At 55.2% G+C, this 17159-nt stretch carries 12 protein-coding genes; 6 read left to right on the forward strand and 6 right to left on the reverse strand.

Features of this window, described 5'->3' with window-relative positions:
• Positions 1-42: 42 nt before the first annotated feature.
• Both G6R38_RS06970 and sppA read right to left on the reverse strand, forming a co-directional pair.
• Positions 43-3780, reverse strand: a complete 3738-nt coding sequence (locus G6R38_RS06970; protein WP_166821954.1) for a beta strand repeat-containing protein — start codon at positions 3778-3780, stop codon at positions 43-45.
• A 121-nt stretch (positions 3781-3901) separates the two neighbouring features.
• Positions 3902-5110, reverse strand: a complete 1209-nt coding sequence (gene sppA, locus G6R38_RS06975) for a signal peptide peptidase SppA (RefSeq protein WP_166821957.1) — start codon at positions 5108-5110, stop codon at positions 3902-3904.
• 174 nt (positions 5111-5284) lie between these two features.
• On the opposite strand from sppA, the gene G6R38_RS06980 reads away from it, so the two are divergent.
• Entirely contained in the window at positions 5285-8389 is a 3105-nt protein-coding gene (locus G6R38_RS06980; protein ID WP_166821960.1) for a PSD1 and planctomycete cytochrome C domain-containing protein, read from the forward strand.
• A gap of 60 nt (positions 8390-8449) precedes the next feature.
• Here the strand turns inward: G6R38_RS06980 and G6R38_RS06985 are convergent, their stop codons facing one another.
• A complete protein-coding gene (locus G6R38_RS06985; protein WP_166821963.1) occupies positions 8450-8923 on the reverse strand; it encodes a hypothetical protein in 474 nt (157 codons plus the stop codon).
• A gap of 144 nt (positions 8924-9067) precedes the next feature.
• Complete coding sequence (locus G6R38_RS06990) at positions 9068-9742, reverse strand: HAD family hydrolase (protein ID WP_166821966.1); 675 nt, start codon at positions 9740-9742, stop codon at positions 9068-9070.
• 99 nt (positions 9743-9841) lie between these two features.
• Between G6R38_RS06990 and G6R38_RS06995 the strand changes: the two genes are divergently transcribed.
• Positions 9842-10174, forward strand: coding sequence for a hypothetical protein (locus G6R38_RS06995; RefSeq protein WP_166821969.1), 333 nt, complete (start codon positions 9842-9844; stop codon positions 10172-10174).
• Positions 10175-10289: 115 nt separating this feature from the next.
• Positions 10290-10769, forward strand: a complete 480-nt coding sequence (locus G6R38_RS07000) for a hypothetical protein (protein ID WP_166821972.1) — start codon at positions 10290-10292, stop codon at positions 10767-10769.
• 38 nt (positions 10770-10807) lie between these two features.
• Here the strand turns inward: G6R38_RS07000 and G6R38_RS07005 are convergent, their stop codons facing one another.
• The gene (locus G6R38_RS07005; protein WP_240928109.1) at positions 10808-12115 is read right to left on the reverse strand and encodes an arylsulfatase; all 1308 of its coding nucleotides are present in this window, start codon (positions 12113-12115) and stop codon (positions 10808-10810) included.
• Positions 12116-12379: 264 nt separating this feature from the next.
• Here G6R38_RS07005 and G6R38_RS27815 point away from each other — a divergent pair, with 264 nt between their 5' ends.
• Positions 12380-13663 (forward strand): tyrosine-type recombinase/integrase, encoded by a 1284-nt coding sequence (locus tag G6R38_RS27815; protein ID WP_206028494.1) that lies wholly within the window; start codon positions 12380-12382, stop codon positions 13661-13663.
• Complete coding sequence (locus tag G6R38_RS07015) at positions 13660-14793, forward strand: tyrosine-type recombinase/integrase (RefSeq protein ID WP_166821978.1); 1134 nt, start codon at positions 13660-13662, stop codon at positions 14791-14793. The genes G6R38_RS27815 and G6R38_RS07015 overlap by 4 nt, the downstream gene beginning before the upstream one ends.
• Before the next feature lie 103 nt (positions 14794-14896).
• Here G6R38_RS07015 and G6R38_RS07020 read toward each other — a convergent pair whose 3' ends face one another.
• On the reverse strand, positions 14897-15214 hold the full coding sequence (locus G6R38_RS07020) for a helix-turn-helix domain-containing protein (RefSeq protein WP_166821981.1): 318 nt from the start codon (positions 15212-15214) through the stop codon (positions 14897-14899).
• Positions 15215-15464: 250 nt separating this feature from the next.
• On the opposite strand from G6R38_RS07020, the gene G6R38_RS07025 reads away from it, so the two are divergent.
• A complete protein-coding gene (locus tag G6R38_RS07025; protein WP_166821984.1) occupies positions 15465-16910 on the forward strand; it encodes a hypothetical protein in 1446 nt (481 codons plus the stop codon).
• Positions 16911-17159 lie beyond the last annotated feature (249 nt).

The following is a 17159-nucleotide window of genomic DNA, read 5'->3' on the forward strand; positions in this document are numbered from 1 at the left end:
GCATGCTGAACGCCGGGATTCGTTGCATTGAACTCACGTGGCTTACAAGAATGCCGCTCGGTTTTCGCCGGTGACGGGGTCCCAGAAGAACAGCTTGTCTTGAGCCCCCGGCGCGAACACCTGATCCGTGAGGCGGCTAATTTTAGAAAATCCGTTGTTGATCGCCCCACGTGGAACGACGTCTTCGACAATCATCGGTGGCATCATAATTGGACTCGTGACAGACATCCGGTTTTGACCGCTGGTCATGTCGAATGCGAAAATGTCGTCCACACCGTCGCCGTTAAAGTCGCCGATTTCAATTTGCTCGAAGTCGTTTCCATTGAACGAAGTCGGGGGCAGCATGTTCGTTTGCACTTCGCCGGTCATGGTGGACTCACCTGCCATATCGGCTAACAAAGGCACAAGCCGGTTCGATCCGGTACCCAGATTGATAAACAGAAACTCCGGCAACCCAGCGGATGTGAACTGCCCCAAGTGGAGTTGTTCAAAGTCGTTTCCGTTGATGAACGTTGTGTCGATCACTGAGGTTTGGAAGTTGGCCCCGCTTGTGGAACTACCAACGATGACTGATTCAAAGTGAATCAAACGGTTTTCCCCCGTCAGTGGATTCCAGAAGTAAATATCTTCGGCTCCGCCACCATCGAGATCGCCGGACACGAACGTGGTGTACTCGTTCCCATTGATGGCGATTTCCGGCACAACATTGGTTTCGATCGTGCCGGTCACGTTGCCAGTCGGCCCGTTGGCGTGCATGATTCGGTTTCGGCCGGTGAGCGGGTTCCAGAAGAACAAGTCGCTTCCACCGCCATTATCGAAGTTGCCGAACACGACAACCGTGAAATCGTTCCCGTTGATCGCCGTGCGCGGGAATGGATCGTCTTGAATCGTGCCATCGCCGAACACAATGCGGTTCTGGCCGGTACGTGGGTCCCAGAAGAACAAGTCATCTGCAGCCGAACCCGGTGTTCCGGAGGCGTCGTTGGTCATCACAGTGTCGAACGTCATCGCGAGATTGTTAGGCATGCCCAAGCTGTCAGCTGACGAGGATGACGTGCTGACGACACCGTCGAAGTTGCCCGCTCCGACTTCTTGGAAAGCGTTGCCATTGATCGCTGTGGGGATCACGGGACGCGGTTGGACGCTGGCCACACCGGTCGCCACTTCATCGTTGAGAATGGTTCCGATTCCCTGGGCATCGGCAACAAAGACCGTGTCGGATCCGTTTACGATCAGATTGGAAAGATCAATCGTGAATTGTTCGTCAGCTTCGAGTTCAGTGTCCGGTGTGATGGCCACATCGAATGTGGTTGAAGTGGTCCCGGCGATAATCGTCGCGGTTCCGGAGGTCGCCGTGAAGTCGGTTGCATCGGCCGTCCCGAATGCCGTCGCGTAGTCAATCGACACATTAGATGTGATGACTTGGGACAACGTAATCGTCACCGTTGCTGTTCCGCTGTCTTCGACAGGGAAGATGTCGTTGACAGAGATGTTCGGGAAATCGCTGAGATCGTCATCATTGAGGATGGTACTCGCGGCCAAACCGGTACCAATTTCTGCGTTCGTCGAAGGGTTGCTCAACTGCACGGTGAAAAGTTCGTCGGATTCGGGGATGATGTCGCCCGAGACTGACAACGTCAGCGTTTGTGTCGTTTCTTGATCAGTGAAGGTGATGGTTCCGCTCGGCAAGATTCCACCGAAATCATCGGAGTCGATTCCGCTGCCCGAGACGGTGTAATCAACCGTGGCGATGCCGTCGACATTTCCCGTCCGTGTGATGGTGAACGTGAAGTCGGTGAATCCGGAATCACCTTCCGAAGCACTGGCAACATTAGCCGCGATACTGATCACTGCGGACTGGGTTTCGAAGGCACCGATATCGACGGTCCCGAATTCGATTCGGCTGAACGGCACTTCGTTAGCATTAACGCCCCGTTGGTCGGTGATCAGTAGTTCTTCGTTGGCGTCACTGGTTCCGGGAATGCCATCGTCACCCGGTGTTGTCGCAAAAGCGTTGTTTCCTGCGTTAAACGCCGGTCCGTCCGCCACTAACGCGTGAGTTTCCGTGGGGCCGCCGTTCGGAGCCAGGGTGATATCCAGGACATTCGTGATTGGTAGGAGTTCGCGTCCACTGCCACCGTCGTCCTGTCCAACGATATTGCTATCGACGCCGTGTGTCAGTCCACCCGCAGAATTTGGATCACCAATTAAATTGCTGGCACTGTTGCTACCAACTGGCAATCCTTCGATATCGGAAGGAAAAGCACTGGAAAGGCCTTGGTCGTTGCCGGCGACGATCGTGTTATAGAGTGATGTAACGGCGACGAGTGTGCTTCCCGGATCGTTCGTGAAGACCCCACCGCCTTCCGCTCCGCCGTTGTCCTCGGAGTCGGCTTTGTTCCCGGTGATTGTGCCGTGAACGATGTTGATGGTACCGAGACCGTTGAAAATCCCACCGCCGGAACCGAATGCCGAATTGCCTGAGATCGTGGAATTGATCACAGTCGTCGTGCCGTCGGAGTTGACGATTCCCCCACCATCGCCATCGGTGATATTGTTGGCAACGAGCGATTGGCTGATCGTTGTGACGCCGTTGTTGACAATTCCGCCACCGTTGCTGACTGCGGAGTTGTCAGTAACGGTGGAATCGGCCAGCATGGTCGTTCCTCCGTTTTCGGTCCACAGTCCACCGCCCACGCTGGCATCGTTATTGGTGAGTGTCACACTCAAGAGCGCAGTTTCCCCGCTAACTTGCGTTGCGATTCCACCGCCGGTAACGCCATCGTTCGAGTCCAACACTACGTTGCTTAGGTCAAGAGAATTGGTGTTGTAGACGCCGCCTCCGAAAGTGAGTGCTATATTGCTCGAAATGGCACCGTTAATTTGACCGTATGCTCCTCCGTTGAAGATAGCCCCACCGGTATTGTCGGACATGTTGTTGCTGTACGTCAGGGTATCCGCGAGCACAGCACCGTTGGTGGCGTTGTAGAATGCACCGCCATCCGCAGACGCAGAATTGTTCATGAAGACTGAGGTGGCGATATTAATAATCCCGCCATCGTTGTAGATTCCGCCGCCATCCGCGAGCGCGTTGTTTCCATTGAAGTTCGAGTTCATGATGCTCACAACGCCGCCTTGCGTGTAGAGTGCTCCACCGCGTTCGGCTTCGTTGTTCACGAACAATACGTCATCGAGTGACAACGTCTCGCCCCGGTTTTGGATCGCACCACCATTCTGCGAGTTGCCAACGGCACCAGCCACGAATGTCACGCCGCGAATACCGACGTCGATCGTGGTTTCTCCATCAACGCTGAGGATACGTGAATTGTTTTGTCCGTTGATCGTGAGTAAGGATGACCCCGGTCCCGTTAGTTGAACCGATGCGGAAATCAATAATTCGGGACCACCGGCGGCACCTTGCGACTGTAATGTCACGGTTCCACCGCCGAACGATTGGTCGAACGAGATCGTGTCGTTCGTGCCGAATGATTCGGTGGTGTCAACTTGGGCTTGTTCCGAAGCAGTCAACGCCCGATCCAACGCCGCAATCGAATCACCACCATTGTTGACCAAAAGAATCGCTTCACGTAGCGTCAGGAAGGCATCGCTGTTGGTGTTATCGTCCGTGGAGTTCACCGTCAGTGCTGACAATAGCGTGCGATCTTCCAACACTTCGGCCGTCATCGGCACGCTACCGATTCGGCGACGCGAGCGAGCGAAGCCACATCGTCCAAAGCGAAACTTCTCAGCAAGATCGTTTAGCCAGTGGGTCAACTGCATGGAAAACCTCAGCGCTTCTTTGAGAAAATGACTTGCAAGCCGATTCGATCGGCTGGATCAAAGCCCTTCGATGAGAATAGAAACTATAGTTCGTTTGGGACATCAAACACAATTGCCATATTTACGGCGTTTCCAACGACATTGGCCAAACTGGCGGCACCCAGGAAAAGTAGTACATGGCTTGTGGAACGGTCGCGGTTAGGACACGCTGTCGATCGTGGTTCGGTTCGTTCACTTCCATGAATCCGAGCAGTTGTTGCAGCAACGAAAGCGGATTGGAATACGTGACCACTCGAGCATTCTCAAGCCCGAGTTGTTTCTGCAACGCGTCGAGGGCGTCGTCTTCGAACCCGATCTCATCGACGAGTCCTTTTTCCAGTGCCTCCGTTGCCGGGAAGATGCGGCCGGTCGCCAAGTCTTCGCTGGTCGCTTCACCATTGGAGTACGCCACCAACTCCAACGAATGCGGAATCACGTTGTCACCGGGCTTCTCCGCAACAGCGGCTGACTCTCGACGGACCAGCGTTTCACGGTTTTCATCAATGACCGTTAGGAAGCGTTCGAAGGATTCATTCAGAATTCCGCCCCACAATTGCCGTTCTTCGGCGGTGAGTTCGCGAAATGGACTCAGGGCATCTTTGAATCGGCCCGTTTTTAGCGGATCAGACCGCACTTTCCAGGAATCCGCCAAACCGCTGACGTCATAACGCGGGATAATCACACCGATGGACCCGGTCCAGGTGGTCGGTTCAGCAAAGATTCTTCCTTCCGTACCGCACCCCATCGAAACATAGTACCCGCCCGAAGCGGCGATCCGTTTCATGGCCACGTAGATCGGCTTGCCGGTCTCGCGGAGTTCGACGAGCCGATGATAAATCTGGTGACTGTCCGCCACCAAACCACCGGGGCTGTCGACCGTGAGCAACACACCTTTGACGGAATCATCGTCCGTCGCTTTCTTGATTTGCTTCAACAGATTCGCGGTAAACGGCGGCATGATCGTGCCTTCAATCCGAATCACCGCGATTTTGTCTTCGGATTCCGCATCCCCCGATAGAAGCCGTTCAGATGGCGACTTCATCGCCGCGAAGTACTCGCGGTATTGGGAGAACATCACAAAATTCACCGCCACCGAAATCAGTAGCAACAAGACCGCGAATCGGAACCCCCAGCGTCGCGGTTTGCCCGGTGGCTTGCGACGTTTTCGGGAACGGGCCGGTTCGTCTGGTTCCAGAGACGATTTCGCGGCAGAGGGTTTCGCGGTCGGTTCTTTTCGCAACGGATATCCCCCTTCGGGTGGAGGGGGATACGGTTCGTGGGGCGTACTCATAGGATTCCTTCCAGAAACGAGATTTCCCGTACTGTAGTGACCGAACGCATCGAGGTTAAGGGGGGACAGATTTCCCGTCAGCCATGCATTGGCAAATCCACATGTGTTGACCGACGTGGTCGGGCGTCGTTTAATGGAGTGGTCAACGCGGCTGTAGAAAATGGAAGACTGCTCATGATGAATTCATTGTTTCGGACAACCTTCTGCCTCTGCGTAATTGCGATGTGGGGGCAGACGACCGTCGCAGACAGTCCGCCGATTGAGTTTCAACGCGACATCGAACCGCTTCTCACCAAACATTGCAGTGCGTGTCACGGTGTGGACAAGCAAGAGGGCGGGTTGCGTCTCGATCACCGAGCGACCGCGTTGCGGGGCGGCGATTCCGGGCCTTTGCTCGAACCGAAGAAAAGTGAGAAAAGTGAATTGTGGAACCGGATCAGCAGTGATGACGAATCACTCAAGATGCCCCCACCGTATGAAGACGACATCCATCCGCTGAGTGACGATCAAATCGCGTTGATCGGACGATGGATCGACGCCGGTGCCGATTGGCCCGATGACGGCAAAAAACTCGTCGTCAAATCGGATCACTGGTCTTATCAACCATTGCAACAGACCGCACGGAAAGGACTACCAACCTCCGATTGGGTGCGAAACGACATCGATCGCTTCGTACTTGCCAAGTTGCAGGAAGCCGGTGTGGAACCGTCACCACGAGCCGATCGGCATGTGCTGCTCAAACGGTTGTTTCTCGATCTCACCGGTCTGCCACCCACACCAGCCGAGGTTGAAGAATTCATTCGAGACAAAAGAACGAATGCCTACGAACACGCAGTCGATCGGCTGTTGAGTAGCCCGCATTTCGGCGAACGGTGGGGGCGGCATTGGTTAGACAAAGCCCGATATGCCGACTCCGATGGCTACGAGAAAGACCGTCCGCGAATGAATGCCTGGCGGTATCGGGATTGGGTTATTGATGCGATCAATGATGATCTGCCCGTTGATGAGTTCACCATCCAACAACTTGCCGGCGATCTACTTCCCAATGCAACACCCGATCAAAAATTGGCGACCGCGTTTCACCGCCAAACGCTAACCAACACCGAAGGCGGGACGGACCAAGAGGAATTCCGCGTGGCAGCGGTGTTCGATCGCGTGGACACCACCGGCACCGTTTGGTTGGGGCTGACCGTCGGGTGTGCTCAATGTCACTCGCACAAATACGATCAGATTTCGCAAGCGGAGTACTATCAACTTTTTGCCTTCTTCAACAACGGTGACGAGACCAACACTGAAGTTGCCAAGAGCGAAGCCGAACTCGAACGGTACCGACGCGACAAAGCCACCCACGACCGCCTGCTGGCCGCTCATGCGGAAAAAATCCACAACGCAAAACAGGAGTTCCGCACCAAACTCGATCAATGGGCGGACAACTTGCAACAGGAACTCGCCAAGGCCGACCCAAACCGAATCGAATTTCACCCGTTGGAAATCGTCCAAGTGAAATCAACCGGCGGGGCAACATTCGATACGCAGACCGATGGCTCGTACTTGGCCACGGGGAAAAATCCCGCGTCCGCCACATACACCATCATCGCGAAAACCGATCAGAAGAACGTCACAGGTCTGCGATTGCGAACACTGGCCGATCCGAAACTTCCATCAAAGGGACCGGGACGGACAGCGCACGGCAACTTTGTGCTCAATGAGTTCCAGGTCCAATCCAGTGTGAACCAAGATTTCAAAAAGGCCAAGCCTCAACCCATTCAATCCGCGACGGCTGACTTCTCGCAGAACAAATGGGACGTGGCTGGGGCATTTGACGGTAAACCGAAATCCGGTTGGGCGATCTCACCGCAGATGGGCAAAGACCATGAAGCGGTTTTCGTCTTCGCGACACCCGTGAATGGCGATGGAAAATCGAATTGGATCAAGATCGAACTCCAACAGAACTACGGCAGTCAACACACCATCGGCCGCTTTCACATCGAAGCACGCACGGGCACCGAACCCGGTGAAGGGGTGCCAGCAAAGATCCGGGAGATCGTTCAAATCCCGTCCGATCAACGCAGTGTGAAGCAGAATCAAATGATCCTGGATTACGCATTTGCGGATTCGGATACCGGACGAGTTCTCCTGAAACAACAAGAACAGCTCAAGAAAAAAGCTCCGCAATCGCCGTTCATGACCGTTCGTGTGATCTCTCAACGAACCAAGAGCCCCCGCACGACACACTTACTCCGTCGGGGAGATTTTCTTCAACCGCAAGGAGAAGTGGAACCGAACACGCTCGCGGTTTTGCCTCCGTTGACGTCCCGTGATGAAAAGTCCCAGCCGGACCGATTGGACCTTGCGTTGTGGCTGGTCTCGGATGAGAACCCGCTCACGCCGCGTGTGCTGGTTAACCACATTTGGCGACCACTCTTCGGACGCGGTTTGGTACCGACCATGAACGATTTCGGCGTCCGTGGTGAACCGCCGACGCATCCGCGATTGCTTGACGACTTGGCTCATCGGTTCCGGACTGAGTTTGGCTGGAGTCGGAAAAAACTCATCAAATACATTGTGATGTCCGCGACCTATCAACAGTCATCACAAGTTCGGCCCGACCTTCAAGAGCAAGACCCGCAGAACAATTGGCTCGCGAGGCAGAACCGTTTTCGTGTGGAAGCGGAACTCGTGCGAGATGTGTATTTGGCGGCTAGCGGGTCGCTCTCTCGAAAAGTCGGCGGGCCAAGCGTGTTCCCACCAATGCCTTCGGACGTCGCCGCCTTGAGCTACGCGAACAACTTCCGATGGAAGACCAGCGACGGCGAAGACCGTTATCGGCGGGGAATGTATACGTTCTTCAAACGAACGGCTCCGCATCCGAATTTGACAACCTTTGATTGTCCCGATGGCAACACGACTCTGGTGGAACGTCGAGCGTCGAACACACCTTTGATGGCCCTCACCACATTGAACAACCTTGTGTTCGTGGAGGCGGCTCAGGCGTTGGCGGAACGCTTGCTGACTGAGTTGCCCTCCGACGACGATGATGAGGCTCGTATTCGTCGTGGGTTCGAAATTTGTACCGCTCGCCCGGCGTCTTCGGAATCAGTCGCCGTCTTTCGGAAGTTGCTGCAATCCGCTCGCGAGTACTACGAAGCTCACCCAGAAGCCGCGATCGAGTTAACGAAACTCCATCGCTCCGAATCGGTCTCGGCCGAGGAATCCGCTGCATGGGTCGTGGTGGCTCGTATGATGTTGAATCTCGATGAAGTCATCAGCCGCGAGTAGAACCCACAAAAAAACGGACCCGTGAATCCACGGGCCCGTTGCGATCAATCGTCTGCTGCTTTAGTCGTCGTAGTCGATTTTGACGTAACCCTTTTTCGATGTGATTTCGACTTCGTAGTCACCGTAGTCGTATTCAATTTTGCTGCCGTCTTTGCGTTTGATGTCGATTTCCGGTCGGCAATTCGGCGGAACACAGATTTCGATGAACACATAGCCCGGACTTCCGCAGGCGTGGCAGTTGGGGCGAGGGTCTTTCACCCGGATGATTTCCTTCACCGCACACGGATGGATGTTGTCTCGGTCTTCAACCCGCACATTCGGGAACAACGGCAGCGGTTGGGCGACCGAAATTGTCCGTGGTTGCACCGGGATCGTGCGGATGGTGTTCGGCCGTGGGAGCACGGGCAGTTCGTTTGGTAACGGCGTGCGGTACTCCGGGTCCGGCGTTGGAGCCAAGACGGGGCCTTCAGCCGCATTGGCGACCAACGGGCCACCGATCGCGACCAGTGTTAACATTGTCCAAACGTTCTTCATGAGATTTGATCTCCTTGTTGCCTATTCTTGTTACCCGTCCCATTCTCACACTTCCGTGTCCATGATCCGGGGAGAACCGACGTTTGGGAAGTGGTAAACCCCGATTTTTTCTGACATTGGCAACGATTCGCGGGTTCTGTTGCCTTATGGAAACACGGCGAGCATCCGTTTGACATCGGAAAAGTCGTCAAACAGATGATCCGGCTCGTATTGGGCAAGTTCCTCGCTGGTGAACATTCCAGTCGCGACAGCGATCACGTTGGCGTCGATGGCTCGTCCGCAGGTGATGTCATGTGGAGTATCACCGATAACCCACAGTGTATCCTCGGTGCTGCACTCGGGGTGAAGTTCGCGGTACGCAGCCAACGCCTCTCGAGCGACATCCGCTCGGTCCGTGTGGCGATCCCCGTAACCGCCAAATTGAAAGTAGTGATGCAGACCGAAGTGCTTCAACTTCGCTTCGGCTCCCTGAGCATAATTTCCGGTGAGCAAGCCAAGTCGGACATCGTCCCGTGTATGCAGGGCTTCCAAAACGTCTTCCACTCCCGGCAGCACAGCTCCACCACCGGTGGAAAGATGTTTCGGCAGATGCGTCAAATAGACCCCCAAGAACCGCTCGTAAACAGCGTCGTCGTGCTCGATGCCATAGAACGCCATCAAGTCGGTGACGATGGCTCGATCCGTCCGTCCAGCCGCGGAGATGCCATGCGGTTCCTCCTGGGTTTGGAACTCCGCCACAAGAGCCGCCTCCATGGCCGCCTGCCCCGCACCGCCACTCAGGAGCAGCGTGCCATCGATATCGAAGAAACAAATATGCATAATCAGACTTCCTAGAAAATTCGATTGCCCGCCAGAAACTGTTGAGCAAACCGGCCGATCCAGCAAGTGAACATAACACCTCTGAGAGAGTAGCGTAACGTGTCCGATGAATTTCCTCGTTTGCGAGTCGATGACCGTGGTATCTGGTGCGATGACCGCCCCGATTTGGCTTCGGGGATTTACTGGGAAGCCATCGACGCAGTGTCGGGGTATCAACGGGAGAGTTCGTCCGCGAGCGCCCTTGTGATTGAACTTTTTCACCCAAGCGGATTCGTGTTCGAAATCTTGGAGGAATGGACCGGGTTCACGGAGACCGTCGAAGCGATGACGCAAAAACTTCCCGGCATTCCAACTGACTGGTGTGACCAAATTCGGAATCATCGAGATCGATCGCAACGCAAAACGGTTTGGCAGCGAAACCCCGTCGAGTGAACAAGACGATTTCCGAAATCGGGTTGGAAACTCTGTCTTGACCGGAGTATCTTGGGCTCAATTAGCGACCTGCGTTCCAAAGACTTACCACCAATGGCCATGCAAGGACCAACCGATGAGTGACGCGAATCCATCGCAAGACAAAACAAGCAAGAAAAAGAATTCTCAAAAGGATTGGATTGTCCGAGGGGTTGTCTTTGGTGTGCTGGGAGTTCTGCTTGTCTTTGCCTTGATGGACTTCTTCGAGAAAAAGAATGCCGAAGGCACCTACGATGCCTGGCAAACCGCGATGCAAGAACGGGAAAACGACGGCAGCGAATTATACGCCGAAGACTTGGAAGGCTTAATGAAAGGGTCAGCCGATTATACGGAGGAGAAGCTGACGACGGGGACCGTTCGCAGATACACCTGGGGCGTGATTCGGGAATACCCAATTGAAGTGCTCTTGGATAACAGCGTGAAACCGGCCGTCGCAGAACTCATCCCACCGAGCGAGGTCAGTGCTGACGGGCCGAAAGAACTGCCACCTGTCGTCGAAGATGAAAAAGTCGAATTGAAGGACCCCGTCGAAACCGAAGAACCTGAGTCGGAATGAGCGTCGGCCCTCGAATCATCGTGGAATGATCACAATGTTCATTCCGCGGGTTCGCGGTGGGCTTCAATCATGATCTTTTCCATTGTCTGCACGATCTCCGGATGGTCAGCGGCGATGTTGTTTCGTTCTTTCAGATCGTCTTTGAGGTTGTAGAGTTCGAGTGGTCCATTGGGATTGCGAAGCGTGTTCAACCGGACGGCTTTCCAGTCCCCTTGGCGAACCGCTTGTTTGCCACCTTGCTCGAAAAACTCCCAATACAAATACGGATGTTGCGTTTGGTCGTCTGCGTGCCCCGTGAACGTGGGAATCATGGAAATGCCGTCAATGTCTTGCGGCGGATCCACTTTCGCAAGTTCACACAACGTGGGCAGCACATCTTGAAACGCTGAGATGTGGTCGCTCGTCGTGCCCGCCGGAATCGTCCCCGGCCAACGGGCAATGAACGGAACACGCACGCCGCCTTCATACACATCCCGTTTCGTTCCCCGAACCGCACCGCTGGAATTGAAGAACGTTGCCGAGTGGCCTCCCTCTTTGTGCGGTCCGTTGTCGGATGTGAAAATGACAAGCGTGTTCTCGTCCAAGCCGAGCTTCTGAAGTGTCACGAGAACACGATTCACATCGCGATCGATGTTACGGATCATCGCCGCAAATCCCTGCTCGGGTTCTGGCCAATCCTTTTGATCGAACTCGTACTGATCGGGAACTTCCATTCCCTGCCGACCGGCTTCGTTGTTCGCATGCGGCACATTCATCGCGAAGTAGAGAAAGAACGGACGCTCTTGATTCCGTTCGATGAACTGCACCGCCTCGTCTGCCACCAAATCCGGCACATAATCCAATCGTTTGATGGCCACCCCCCGACCATGCCGGGGATCAGCCAGATCAAGAAACGGCTTCCACTTTTCCGCCACCCGATTGCGTAGTTGCACTCGGGTCCCGTTTCGGATCACGAATTCGGGATAGAAATTGTGAGCGTGATACATATTCACGTAGCCGTAGAAATAATCGAACCCCATCCGCTTCGGGTCGTTCAACGGTGGTGGATTGCCCACTCCCCATTTGCCGACGCAACCAGTCACGTACCCGGCGGATTTCAGTCGATGTGCGATCGTGACATCTTCATCGAGCAATCGACTAGGGCCGTTCCCACGAATTCGAGCATGACCCGTGTGCTTACCCGTTAACAGCACGCAACGTGATGGAGCACAGACCGTCGAACCCGCATAGTGCTGAGTGAACCGCATCCCCTCCCGAGCCATCCGATCCAAATGCGGCGTACGCAACGTCTCCTGCCCATAGCACGACAAGTCCCCATAACCCAGATCGTCCGCAAGTATTAGCACAATGTTTGGTACACTCCAGTTTTCCGCAGAAAGACCAGTTTTTGCCGAACATATTGACAGAATCGATGTCAGGGTGATAAGAGTGAGTGTAGTTATTCTATGTAGTAATCGGGTGATCAATTCTCGTTGGGGTCGTGGTTTCCAGAATTGCATGGGCCGATCTCCAGTCGAGCAATGTTCCGAATCTCGTGGGATATGAAGAAGTGAGTATCCGGTGATCGCCGTCTGAGTTCAACTGCGGCGACACCTTCGGGGGGGAAGTCAATGGGGCGGAAAGCGAAGAAGCGGCGACAATCGCACGGGTCCGCTTGGCATTGGAAACAAACGGACTGCTGGTATTACACCCGGCCCGGGACCAAGAAACGCGTTCCACTCTTCGATGAGCAAGGCGAGCGTATCCGTGGTAAAGAAAACCGTGAGTCTGCAGAGGTCGCGTTGGCCCGGGAAAAACTCACGTGGCAAGACGATTCTGCAGGGGCAATTGCGGGAGGCGAATGGCTTGTCGCGCGGGTATGCTCCGAGTATCTGCAATACTGTGAACAGGGGTTGGCAAAAGGCTCCATCAGTCAGAGTCATCGCAATAACTCCCGAGCTTGGTTGAACGATTTGTGTGGTTACTGCGGGGCACTGCCGGTGCCTCAACTCAAGAAAGGGCACGTGCAAAAATGGATGGACGATCATCCGACTTGGAAGAGTCCGGCCACCCGGGCTGGTGTCATCTCGGTGGTGCAGGCGGCGTTCAATCGAGCGGCCGCGATGTATGGTGTGGCCAATCCGATCAAGGGTTTGAAGAAGCCGAAAGCTGAACCGCGATTGGCTTCGCTGACTCCCGACGATGAGCAAGCCATCTATGGTGCTACCGAACGGTGTTTCGAGCAGTTTCTGTTCGCGGCGATTCACACGGGGCTGCGACCGTTCTGCGAGTTGGCCACCATCACGGCCGATGACGTCGAGGAAATGCCCCGCGGAATGATGTGGCGGGTGTATTCGTCCAAGACTAAAAAGACGCGAAAAATTCCGGTGCGGCCGGAGGTGGCGGAGCTGACACGCACGCTGATGAAAACCGCACCCAAGGGGTCAGGCTTGCCACTGTTCCGAAATACCCATGGCAACCCTTGGAAGCGGACGACGGGTGTCGTGCGGTTCATCACCATTAAAAAGAAGTTGGGATGGGACCAGGACCCCGTCAAAGGCAATTACTCCTGCTACACCTGCCGTCACACGTTTGTGCATCGGATGCTTTCCGGCTATTGGACCGAGGGTATGGGATGCTCGATCGAGACCCTGGCGGAGTTGATCGGTGATACTCCGAAGGTGGCCTTCAACCACTACGGCCGGGAATGGGGCCAGCATTATCAGGATCCGCTCTGGAACGCGATTGGCGAGGGCGGCAACCGAAGAAATCATGCTTCCACAATACTCGCTGACGACGAATCGGACGGCAAAGCCCTTCGGAAATCAACGCCGACGTCGCAAGCGCCCCGGAAATCGGCTAGCTCGAAGGAATCGTCGACCGCGTCGAGCAAGAGGAGCCGAGCCAAGGAATGACAACGAAACACTCAGCTCGCCAACGGCGTTCGCGTGGAAAAGCCTGGCATTGGAAACAAACCGACAGTTGGTATTTCACGCCGCCGGGAACCAAGCAACGCGTTCGACTGTATGACGAAGCGGGCCGTCCCATCCGCGGCCAAGACAATCGTCAGGCGGCGGAACTCGCGTTGGCACGCGTCAAGGCGGCCGGTAATTGGCGTCCGTCTCCGGAACACGCTCCGGAAAACCAATGGCAGGTGGCCAAGATCTGTTCACATTACATCGACTATTGTCAACAACGCGCGGCGGCGGGAACCATTCGGACCGAATACCACGAGGAAGTCGTGCGATATTTGAACGATTTCTGCGGCTATTGCGGAGCATTGCCCGTCAACGAGTTACGCAAAGGACACGTGCAGCATTGGGTCGTAAGTCACGACTCGTGGAAATCCCCGGTGACGAAGCGGAATGCGATGACGATTGTGCTGGGAGCCTTCAACCATGCTCAGGACATGTACGATGTTCGGAGTCCGTTGACTGGACTCAAGAAACCACCGCAGAAACCTCGGCTGCACTCCATCGATCCCGAGGAAGAGGCACTTCTGTATTCAACCACCGACGAACCGTTTGCGAATTTTCTCTTTGCGGGTATTCAAACGGGCTTGCGGCCGTTTTGCGAACTAGCCCGTTTGACGGCGACGGATGTCGAGGAAACCGACCGTGGAATGCTGTGGCGGATTTTTTCGTCCAAGACCCAAAAAACTCGAAAGATCCCTGTCCGATCGGACGTCGCCGAGTTGACTCGGAATCTGATTTCGGACAACACGGATGGTTCCGAAACCGTTGTCTTCCGCAATCCGCAGGGCCGGCCTTGGAAGAAGGGGACCGGTGGGACACGTTTTCGAAAAATCAAACGCGAGCTGGGCTGGGACCAGGATCCTGTGCGGAAGAACTATTCGTGCTACACCTGCCGACACACTTTTGCTCATCGCATGTTGGCGGGCTTTTGGAACGATGGCGTCGGCTGCTCGATCGAAACGCTCGCCGAACTGATGGGCGATACACCCAAGGTTGCTTTTGACCACTACGGTCGCGAGTGGGGTCAGCATTACCAAGAACCACTCTGGGCCGCATTGGGAATCCCTTGAACGGCCTGAAATGCATATTTGTCGCCTGGATCCCCACGAATTCCCCGACGCATGTTGCAAAAGCTGTTGCAACGAGGTGACACCTCAGTTTCACAGCGTTTTTTCAACGCAGATGGTCATCGGGACGTCCCAAGGGGACGGTGATGCCGGGGTACTGAAGCGGCTGCATCCTTCGAGGTGGTTTCTCGGGCGTCGAACGCGGGTGCACTCGCATGGCGTTTTGAAGGCGTTCGACCTCGGCTGCGTCAATGCGGATGCGTCCCTGCCCGTTCCGACCGCCTTGAAAATACTCGATTGTGTATTTTTGCCCACGCACGAAGAACTCGCCCACATTGGACTCACGCAGCCAGCCATACAAGGTGGCGACGCTGATGCCTAAGCGGCTGGCGGCTTGTGCGGATGTGAGTCGTTCAGTCGACATGGTTCGGGGTGAGGGCGGACGATTTGGTGACAGCGTTCCCAACTCCCGCCAACCCTATCGCGGAATCCTCGCACGGCGCTCGCATCGCGCTCGCATTTAGGCGAGAATTTCGCAGGCCGCGAGCGTAAAGCTTCGCCAGACATGGGAAATTCCGCTCGATGGATGGAGTAAGAGTCGTGGACCGACTAAAATTGACCTAGCAGCATTGAAATTCGGCTGGAAATGGACTTCCATCAAAAGGAACTCATCCATGAATCGCCTCGAAACTGCTGAGCGTCGCTACCGTACACTTGTGTCGAATGAACTTTTGTGCAAGTCACGAGTCGATCGATATCGCGAACTCCCAGTCACAGAACTGGAAGCTTGGATGGAGCAATACGTCGTGCCGGGCGTGGAGGAACTTTGGGAACGGCCAAGCTTTCAAGAATTGGCCGCTTGGCCCCAGCACAATCTTGTGGTGAACACCGGCACGCCGGAGCGATTAGCGATCGAAGCGGTGGATAATGCGTTGGTAACAGCCGCTCGGGCGCTGGAGACTTTGTCGAGGCCGAAACGTATTGCCGCAAAGCTTGTCGAACAGAACCCACCACGGGAGCTAGTCGCCAGCGGAACCTGCGTCATTGGCGACAATTCCGAGGTCTCAAGGGACGGCTCGGACACCTTCGATGAACTGGCGATGGTTCGCCAGCAGGTCATCAACATTCGGGAGAAGTCTTGGACCGACTTGGTATGTCCGCTGGACTACTTCACGCCAACCGGCGATCGCATGTTTCAAGATGTCCTCTTCACGCCAACCGGCAGACGTTTACAAGCGGCCGAATTCGTAACCTCTTTGAACCCCCGTTTGTTGCCGGTCGGCGACTTTATCACCCGCTGCCTCATGACACGTATTGATGGGCACGTGACGGTCCTGGAGAGGTTTCGGCGGATGCTCTACACGGCATTACGCGCGAGCGGTGGAAGTTATCGGAAGCAGCAGAGTGCCGAACAAGCAGCCTGGAACGAATTGCAGAGCAATGTGAATCAGACACGCGAGACCTGCATGATGGGACCGGACTTCCACCGACGTGATGCGGCAATCGTGTTGGCCCAAGTTTTTGTTTCCTATGTTCCCAGCGCGGATGCGGCTTGGCTTGATTTACCGGAGGAGATCATCGACGCACACCGCGGCACGTTGCGTTATGAGGTCTTTAGCCGTCGAAACCTGGAGGTTGTTGAACGCGTGGCAAACGCGTTGAATGAGATTCACCGGCTGCTACAAGAACTGCCAGAGGGATTGTCGGCGTTCGAGGAGGCCGTGGCCAGCGGCGGTCTTGTATTGCGAAGACAGCCCCGCGTTGCATACTGGAAGACCGAAAAAATCTCAGCCGATTGGGAAAAATTAAAGAAACCGTGGGAGATGCTCTGGCAGTTGGCGAGCAAAGCCAGGTCCGGAAGTGAGGTCGATGCACACGATCTCTACGATCAAATTCCTGCCGATTCGACAATGTACAATCGTTGGCGTCGACTGGAGGAATTACTGCCGACGCCCCTTGCGAAACACGTCGCGCCCGGTAACAGCCGGGCCACCTACCGTCTCCGCCTCAGTCGCGACGAAGTCCAGCTATTCACGGGGCGTTTGCAAGAGCGGTCGGATTCAAACGCTGCGTTAGGTCGAAATTCTTCACGAGTTCACCATCAGGCCCCACGCCGCTAAATTTTGCCGCGTTTTGCGTCAAGTGAAGTGTGGGGGAAACTCTAGCTATTGCCGCCTCACTGTCGGGACCAAATCGGCTGCCATCGACGCGTTCGATGCGCGTCCAGCTGAGTCGGCTCCCCGTCGTACGCTTGCCAGTGCGGTCACTTTACCGGAATTGCGTCGGTTGTCTTGCCGTGATGCTTTCACGCAGGACTCTTCTCATCCGTCCCGGATCTCGAGGGCGGTAATCCAGCCCCGCTAGATTTC

Origin of the sequence: Thalassoroseus pseudoceratinae, from assembly GCF_011634775.1 — a bacterium.
Taxonomy (GTDB): domain Bacteria; phylum Planctomycetota; class Planctomycetia; order Planctomycetales; family Planctomycetaceae; genus Thalassoroseus; species Thalassoroseus pseudoceratinae.

Excerpts from the sequence above, each read along its gene's own strand:
- G6R38_RS07000 (WP_166821972.1), top strand. The coding sequence starts at position 10,290 with ATGAGTGACGCGAATCCATCGCAAGACAAAACAAGCAAGAAAAAGAAT.
- G6R38_RS06980 (WP_166821960.1), top strand. The coding sequence starts at position 5,285 with ATGATGAATTCATTGTTTCGGACAACCTTCTGCCTCTGCGTAATTGCG.
- G6R38_RS07020 (WP_166821981.1), bottom strand. The coding sequence starts at position 15,214 with ATGTCGACTGAACGACTCACATCCGCACAAGCCGCCAGCCGCTTAGGC.
- G6R38_RS07025 (WP_166821984.1), top strand. The coding sequence starts at position 15,465 with ATGAATCGCCTCGAAACTGCTGAGCGTCGCTACCGTACACTTGTGTCG.
- G6R38_RS07015 (WP_166821978.1), top strand. The coding sequence starts at position 13,660 with ATGACAACGAAACACTCAGCTCGCCAACGGCGTTCGCGTGGAAAAGCC.
- G6R38_RS06985 (WP_166821963.1), bottom strand. The coding sequence starts at position 8,923 with ATGAAGAACGTTTGGACAATGTTAACACTGGTCGCGATCGGTGGCCCG.
- G6R38_RS06970 (WP_166821954.1), bottom strand. The coding sequence starts at position 3,780 with ATGCAGTTGACCCACTGGCTAAACGATCTTGCTGAGAAGTTTCGCTTT.
- sppA (WP_166821957.1), bottom strand. The coding sequence starts at position 5,110 with ATGAGTACGCCCCACGAACCGTATCCCCCTCCACCCGAAGGGGGATAT.
- G6R38_RS06990 (WP_166821966.1), bottom strand. The coding sequence starts at position 9,742 with ATGCATATTTGTTTCTTCGATATCGATGGCACGCTGCTCCTGAGTGGC.
- G6R38_RS27815 (WP_206028494.1), top strand. The coding sequence starts at position 12,380 with ATGGGGCGGAAAGCGAAGAAGCGGCGACAATCGCACGGGTCCGCTTGG.